8 protein-coding genes are annotated in these 7,644 nt (G+C 42.4%); 4 read left to right on the top strand and 4 right to left on the bottom strand.

Annotation, left to right across the window (positions count from 1 at the left end; all coding sequences use genetic code 11):
- Positions 1–72: 72 nt before the first annotated feature.
- The 3 genes from potC to potA are packed head-to-tail and all read right to left on the bottom strand — an operon-like array spanning position 73 to position 2,799.
- Positions 73–843 (bottom strand): spermidine/putrescine ABC transporter permease PotC, encoded by a 771-nt coding sequence (gene potC / locus CAG68_RS21685; RefSeq protein ID WP_005389180.1) that lies wholly within the window; start codon positions 841–843, stop codon positions 73–75.
- A complete protein-coding gene (gene potB / locus CAG68_RS21690) occupies positions 843–1,703 on the bottom strand; it encodes a spermidine/putrescine ABC transporter permease PotB (RefSeq protein WP_005377512.1) in 861 nt (286 codons plus the stop codon). The genes potC and potB overlap by 1 nt, the downstream gene beginning before the upstream one ends.
- On the bottom strand, positions 1,684–2,799 hold the full coding sequence (gene potA, locus CAG68_RS21695) for a spermidine/putrescine ABC transporter ATP-binding protein PotA (RefSeq protein ID WP_017634901.1): 1,116 nt from the start codon (positions 2,797–2,799) through the stop codon (positions 1,684–1,686). Before potA ends, potB begins: the two co-directional genes overlap by 20 nt.
- 400 nt (positions 2,800–3,199) lie before the next feature.
- On the opposite strand from potA, the gene CAG68_RS21700 reads away from it, so the two are divergent.
- From CAG68_RS21700 to ttcA, 4 genes are all read left to right on the top strand, one after another.
- Positions 3,200–3,997 carry a hypothetical protein gene (locus tag CAG68_RS21700; protein WP_005389175.1) on the top strand — a complete coding sequence of 266 codons (798 nt, stop codon included), beginning with the start codon at positions 3,200–3,202 and terminating at the stop codon, positions 3,995–3,997.
- Positions 3,990–4,826, top strand: coding sequence for a glucosaminidase domain-containing protein (locus CAG68_RS21705; RefSeq protein ID WP_017634900.1), 837 nt, complete (start codon positions 3,990–3,992; stop codon positions 4,824–4,826). The genes CAG68_RS21700 and CAG68_RS21705 overlap by 8 nt, the downstream gene beginning before the upstream one ends.
- 13 nt (positions 4,827–4,839) lie before the next feature.
- Positions 4,840–5,502, top strand: a complete 663-nt coding sequence (locus CAG68_RS21710) for a DUF2987 domain-containing protein (RefSeq protein ID WP_005389171.1) — start codon at positions 4,840–4,842, stop codon at positions 5,500–5,502.
- Positions 5,503–5,700: 198 nt separating this feature from the next.
- Positions 5,701–6,594: a tRNA 2-thiocytidine(32) synthetase TtcA gene (ttcA, locus tag CAG68_RS21715; protein WP_005377502.1), complete on the top strand. Its 894-nt coding sequence runs from the start codon at positions 5,701–5,703 to the stop codon at positions 6,592–6,594.
- 140 nt (positions 6,595–6,734) lie between these two features.
- On the opposite strand, the gene uspE is transcribed toward ttcA, so the two are convergent.
- Positions 6,735–7,644: universal stress protein UspE (uspE, locus tag CAG68_RS21720; RefSeq protein ID WP_161441647.1), on the bottom strand; the 910-nt coding region annotated here is incomplete at its 5' end.

Raw genomic sequence — 7,644 nt, forward strand, 5'->3', positions numbered from 1 at the left:
ATTTTGGACGATAGATAGAAAAACAGAATGGCATGTAACCATTCTGTTTCGTGATGTTAACAGGTGCGGATTCTACTTCACTTTTTCTCTTGCTAGCAACTGAGAAATTACTACCAAGACCAAAGAAACAATCAACATCACCGTTGCTAGGGCGTTAACTTCCGGTGAAATGCCCACCTTAACCATTGAGTAAATCTTCAATGGCAAGATTTCGTATGTTGGACCCGTTACAAACGAGCTGATGATCACATCGTCCAAAGACAGGGTAAAGCTCAATAGCCAACCTGCGGCAACCGCTGGTTTAGCGAGAGGAAGGATGATCTGTTTCAAGATAACCCACTCGCTTGCACCAAGGTCTTTTGCTGCTTCCAACATTTTCACATCAAAGCCATTTAAGCGGCTGTATACAGTTACCACAACGAATGGTAGACAAAAGGTGATGTGAGCAATCAATAGTGTAAAGAAGCCAAGCTGTGCGCCTAATACTAGGAACAGAGCAAGTAATGAAATCGCCATTACAATATCGGGAGACATCATCACGACAAACAGCATGCCGTTTACCGCACCTTTACCTTTGAACGAGTAACGGAATAGGGCAACAGCCGTCAAGCTACCAATAATGGTTGCAGCTGTCGCTGAAAATACCGCTACGTTCAATGAATGCCATGCAGCCTGCATTAGGCTGTCGTTATTTACTAAAGTTTCGTACCATTTCGTGGTGAAACCGCCCCATTTCATACCAAATTTATTGGCATTAAATGAGTTAACAATTAAGACGATGATTGGCAGATACAAAAATGCATATACCAGCGCCATAAAGCTAAATCTAACTGTGCGTCCCATTAGTCTAGCTCCACTTTCTTATTCAATAGTTTGCCTGCTCTGTAGTAAGCGTAAAGCATCACAGCCATTGCGAAGGTGAGGGCGATACTGGTCGCAGCACCAAATGGCCAGTCACGAGCGTTCAATACTTGGCTCTTAATAACGTTACCAATCAGTAGGTTCTTCGCACCACCAAGAAGGTCAGAGATGTAGAACATACCTAGTGCTGGTAGCAGAACCAACAAACAACCACCGATAATGCCAGGCATTGTAAGAGGTAGAATCACTTTCGTAATGGTTTGGAACTTGTTCGCACCAAGATCTTTCGCCGCCTCGATATAAGTGTTGTCCAACTTCTCGATTGCCGAGTAAAGCGGCAGAATCATAAATGGAAGCAGGATGTACACAAGACCAATCATTACTGCTGTTTCGGTGTACATAATACGTAATGGCTTATCGATGATTTCCATCGCCATTAATGATTTGTTCAAAATACCTTGTGTACCCAGAACAATCTTCAGGCCGTAAGTACGGATAAGAGAGTTTGTCCAAAACGGTACGATAACTAAGAACAACATGAATGGGCGCCATTTCTCTGGCATTTTCGCTATGATGTAAGCAAATGGGTAACCAATTACTAAACACAACAACGTCGCCACAATCGCCATGTAGAACGAGTGCATCAGCACTTTCGCATACAAGGGGTCGAGTAGACGTAAGTAGTTGTCGAAAGTAAATGTCATTTCGATTAAGTTTGCTTCATCACGCGTTAAGAAACTCGTACCGATAATCATCACATTTGGTACCAACACGAAAAGTGTTAACCAACCGACGATTAAGGTAATGATCGCGTTTTGAAGATTAATCTTCTTGCTTATCATTGAGGACTACCTCCCAGCTCTCAACCCAAGTGATAGCGACTTTCTGGCCAAGTGAGTGGTCCACATCAGGATCATCTTCGTTAAAGAATTCGCTAACCATTACACGCATGCCCGAATCCAATTGGATAACTGAATCAAGCGTCATACCTTTATAGGTACGCTCTGTTACGTGACCTACGATGCCTTTTTCTTCAGACTCTTTGATCTCTTCGATACGTAAGTCTTCTGGGCGAAGTAGTACTTGCAGTTTTTCACCTGCTTGCGCTTCCTGATCGTAGTAAACAACAGACTCGACACCTTCGATTTCTGCACGGATACGTTTCTCGTCGATACGCTCTAGCATGGTTGCGTTGAATACGTTGATCTCACCGATAAAGCGAGCAACAAATAGGTTCTTCGGCTCTTCGTAAATCTCACGTGGAGAACCATCCTGCTCAATAACACCGTCGCGCATTACAATAATGCGGTCAGACATCGATAGGGCTTCTTCCTGATCGTGCGTAACGAAGATAAAGGTAATACCAAGTTGACGCTGAAGCTGTTTAAGCTCAATTTGCATTTGCTTACGCAGTTTGTAATCAAGTGCAGATAGAGATTCATCTAGCAGCAGTACTTTTGGTTTGTTAACAACCGCACGCGCAATGGCGATACGTTGTTGCTGACCACCAGAAAGCTGATGAGGCTTACGCTGTGCCATTTTTTCTAGGCGCACCATGCGCAGTGCTTCCATTACTCGTGGTTCAATGTCCGCAGTAGGCGTTTTCTGCATACGAAGACCAAAAGCGACATTCTCATATACGGTCATATGTGGAAACAATGCGTAACTTTGAAATACCGTGTTGACGTGCCTTTGCTCTGCAGGAACCTGTGTTACATCCTGGTCATCCAAAATAATTTGACCGTTATCTGCCGTTTCAAAACCTGCAATCATGCGTAAAACTGTTGTCTTACCACAACCAGAAGGCCCGAGAATCGTCAGAAATTCACCATGATTAACATCCAGATTTAAATTACCGATGATTTCCTTACCATCGAAACTTTTACTAATACCAGATAAACGAATAACTGGCTTTCCTGCTTGCGGTTTTGCGTTCAACGTCTGTATTTCCCCCACGTTCAAGCCGGGATTATCCCAGCTGATGTGACACTAACCATTCACTTTTGAGGCGCGCATCATAATCACCAAAAGTGTGAAATTAAAGCATTTTCTTATCTTGAAACAGAAATAATTTTGCAGGAAAAAGCCATCATTCCTTACCATACTGTTTTTATGAGATTAATTGGCATCTAGACACAGTTTGATAGCACTAAACTTTGTTCAACAATTGTTTCAATTTCATGACCTTGAAAGTGGTTAATTATCAACCATACAGTTGAGATTGCAAGGATTGTAGGTGAGTTATGATGTTAGATGTGGAAAGATTTCTTTATAATGACGATTACATTAATTGACTGGAATTCCAGTCAAAATTTTTCAAGTTAGTCTTGGATAAACTATGAACGACGATTTTGAGAAAGATTTCAATCTTGGGGGGAGTGTAGAGCGAGCTTTGTCTGGCAACTACGAGCTTAAAGCTGGCGCGGTTTTTAACGAAGCTTGGCGAGCAACCATCCAGCACTTTTTATCATTTTCTCCTGCCATTATTGTATTGCTTTTTGTCCAGTTAGGTATTTTCTATATTGCATTAAAACTGCAGTTGGGCGATTTGAGCGTTATTCTTGATGCGTTTGAGAACCCAGAGTCGTTCACAAACGATATTGTGTCTTCTATTTATGTCGCGAATTTCAGTTATGAGGTGATTAGCGCACCAATTTATGCGGGGATCAGCTTGATGGCTATGAGCCATGTCGCCGGCCTGAAGACTAAGTTGCGCCATGTTGGAAAGGGGTTGCAGTTCACCATTCCTGTTATTCTAGCAACGCTCATGAGCTTAATGCTACAAGGTGTGGTTGGTATGATTTTTCCTTTACTGTCGCTGTATCTTTCCTTGGCATTTAGTCACTCTATTTTGTTGATTTGTGAGAAAAGGGTGCCACCAATGCAAGCGTTGCTGTTATCACTTCGCGCAATCAACAAGAAGATTTTTGTGGTCGCGGGGCTTTACTTAGGCGTGATGTTAATGTTTATTATTGCAGCAATGTTCTACGGTATTGGCTTGATTTTTGTGCTGCCATTCTTCTTCCATTTGAAAGGCATACTCTACCGCGAAATGTTTGGAATTAAGCTTAAGATCGTTACAACACAGAAAAACGATAATGATCACGATGGTAACTCACAGGTGTTTGATGCCTAATTCTTTGAAATCAATAAGTTTACGAGTGGCGGCAACCTGTATAGCCGCCACTTTTATTTCTATAGGCCCATATTTACACTACGAGAAACAGTTTAAATATGTGGAAAATCCTGACGTACTCTCTGGCAAGATTAAGCATGTCGATTTATCACACTTGCCATACATCGGTGATATACCAGACTTCAATTCAATAAAAGATACGAAAGAGAAAAAAGCTGCTTTTTTTGATTTTTTAAGGCCTAAAATTGCTCTTGAGAATCAACGAATTCGTCATGAGCGGGCCTTTCTTACCTCTTTAAAGGTGGGACAAGTGACGCAAGAACAACAAGAGTATGCTCAGCGGTTATCATCTCTGTATTCGTTGCCCTTGAGTAACGATAAGATTGATCAAGCATGGCTAGACGAGATGCTTGTGCGAGTGAACGTCTTACCTGAAGCCTTGGTTCTAACTCAAGCGGCAAATGAATCTGCGTGGGGCACTTCTCGTTTTGCTACTCAAGCAAACAACTTGTTCGGCCAATGGTGTTATAAAAAGGGCTGTGGAATTGTTCCAGCGCAACGTGGCGCTAACAAAGTTCATGAAGTTGAAAAATTCGATTCTGTACAACAGTCTGTTCATGGCTACTTTATGAATGTTAATCGAAACCCAGCGTATGCAGACCTGCGTGAAATCAGAACATCTCTGGCTGAAAAGAACAAGGGCTTGTTAACGGTTGCAACCGCGTCAGAGTTAACGCATGGGTTGCTAGCCTATTCTGAACGTGGCATCGCCTATGTACACGATCTTCGCGCTATGATTCGTCATAACAACGCCTACTGGACGCAATAAAATAACGGATAAAATGAAAAAGTTAAGCCTAAGTCTATTGGGAAGTGCGGCGCTAATTCTTGTATCGCCGATAACCCAAGCTCAAGAGTACATGTTCACGTACTCAAAGTTATACACTCAACTAAAAAACAACAATAAAGAAGGGCATGACGATGTGAAAGTTGGTGTCTTTTTTGTGGACGCAAAAACTAAACAAATTTGTACGATAGAAAAAGCTTGGATGGAAAAAGAAGAGCACTATGAAGAGTTTGTTATCCCTGCTTCACAAGAGTTGCCTTTACCTGTTGATAAAAACTTAAAGTCAGCGAATCCGTTGGTTTTTGTCGATACCCCAAAAGATACACGTTGCGATTACTCACTTGTCGTGATGACCAAAGAACCATTACAGGGTAACGTTTCTTACGACCAACTTAAGCCTCTTCTACCTCAAATGCAGACGATGCTGGAAGATTTAGGCGGTATGTTTGCGGGTTGGTTTACACCGGAGGTTCAAGGTGTGACGATGGAGTTTGCAAATCAACTGAATGATAAAGTGATTTTCTCAAACGGAACCGAAAAGCCAATTGTCAATGGCAAGATACAAGTCGCACTAAGTGAAATAGGGCAAGGTGGCACAATGACACTACCAGAACCGACGATGCGAGTGTTACCTTATCTACCTAACGCAAAGAAATGAACACTGAACGTTTAGAAAGGGCTGCAATCGCAGCTCTTTTTTAATTTTGACCGTAACTAAAGTATCATTCACACTCTTTTCTTAAAGACTCAATAAGACAAGCATTTAATCCTGTGTAAAAAGCTCGTATAATCCACGCCCCAAAGAAACCCATGTTAGGAAGTCCTAGTCGATTTATCGGCGATGTGAGAGCCCGCAATGAACCAAATAGATACAAGAAAAGAAACCCTAGAATTCAACAAGCTTCAGAAACGCCTAAGAAGACATGTTGGAAATGCCATTACTGATTACAACATGATCGAAGAAGGCGATGTTGTGATGGCATGTATTAGCGGTGGTAAAGATTCATTCGCGATGCTTGATATCCTGCTGAATCTTCAAAAAGCCGCACCGATCAAATTTGAAGTGGTTGCAGTAAACCTAGACCAAAAACAACCGGGCTTCCCTGAGCACATTCTGCCAGAGTATTTCGAAACACTGAATATCCCTTACTATATTGTCGATAAGGACACGTATTCCGTCGTAAAAGAGAAGGTACCAGAAGGCAAAACCACTTGTGGTCTGTGTTCACGCCTGCGACGTGGTACGCTGTATTCATTTGCAGAGAAGATTGGTGCAACTAAGCTTGCGCTAGGTCATCACATGGACGACATCGTCGAAACAATGTTCTTGAACATGTTCCACGGCTCTCGCCTTAAAGCGATGCCACCAAAGCTACGCTCTGATGATGGCCGTAACGTGGTCATTCGTCCATTGACTTACTGTCGTGAAAAAGATTTGATCAAATACGCTGAGCACAAGGATTTCCCAATAATTCCGTGTAACCTTTGTGGCTCTCAAGAGAACCTTCAGCGTCAATCTATAAAAGCAATGTTGATTGAATGGGATAAGAAGACGCCAGGGCGTGTGGAAGCGATTTTTAAATCAATTCAAAACGTAAGCCCAAGCCAACTAGCAGACCGCGAATTGTTCGACTTTGTTAACTTACCGCTAGATCGTGAAGGTAACCGCGAAGAGTATGAATTTAATGAGGCTGTCGTTTCTTCGACGAATATTGATGAATCAATGTTCATCGATGTTACGAACATCTAACTCGTAAAAAAGGAGGTCAATTAGACCTCCTTTTTTGTACCCAACGCTTTAACTGTTCCCAAACAAAAATCCCCCTGTATTGGGGGGATTTATTAGCGCTTATTTGAAAGCGCTCAATACATAGCAATACTAAAGAGAGATTAGGTTGCTGTATTTGGGTCGAGAGGGCTAATGTAGCCTTTTGGTTTTAGAGCCAACACGTCGCAATTTATTTTATCAATTACGTGCTCCGCTGTATTACCAATAAAGACAGCAGAAAGCCCTGTTCGCCCTGTGGTACCTAAAATAACCATTGCTGCGTTCAAGCGCTCTGCAGCTGCCGGAATGACATCTTCAGGTAAACCTTGCTCAACTATCGTTTGTTCTTCATCAAGACCATGTTTTTGGCGTAGTGCTTTCATAGCCGTTAAATGATGACCTCGCACTGCATCGGTATAAGTCGTTGGGTCAAATTCAGGAAGTTCAATCGTAATATTCGCCGGTGTAACGGGGTAGGCGTTAACAAGATATGGCTTGGCCTCAAGCCGAGTGGTGATTTCTTTTAATCGCTCGACCATCGTATCGTTGAGATCAATATGAGTCGGGTTTTCTGAGCCCACATGTACTGAGGCAAGGATACTTGCTTGTTCCGGCCAAGCAGCATTCTTAATAAGAAGCACTGGAATAGGGCATTTTCGCAACAAGTGCCAATCTGTCGGTGTGAAAATGACAGACTCTAAAACATCATGCTTACGTGTGCCTTTGATGATTAGGTCATGATTGCCTGCATAGACTTCAGCAATAATCGCCTCATAAGGACGGTTGTGCCAGACAACACAAACATCAAAGTCGAAGCCATCGTTTAGGTATGGTTGAGCAATTTTACGCATCCACTGCTCACGCTGATGAATGACACCTCGACGCATAGCATCTCTTTCATCCACTGATAGCATTGACGTCATGTCATACGAGAAATCGTAAATGGATAAAAAGAAAGTGATTCGGCTTCTAGATACACTTTTCTGAGCTAATTGAACAGCTCTTGCAAGTGCGGGCTGCTCATCATTATTG

It is taken from the genome of Vibrio sp. V42_P2S4T144 (assembly GCF_009904715.1).
In the GTDB taxonomy this organism is placed as follows: Bacteria; Pseudomonadota; Gammaproteobacteria; order Enterobacterales; family Vibrionaceae; genus Vibrio; species Vibrio alginolyticus.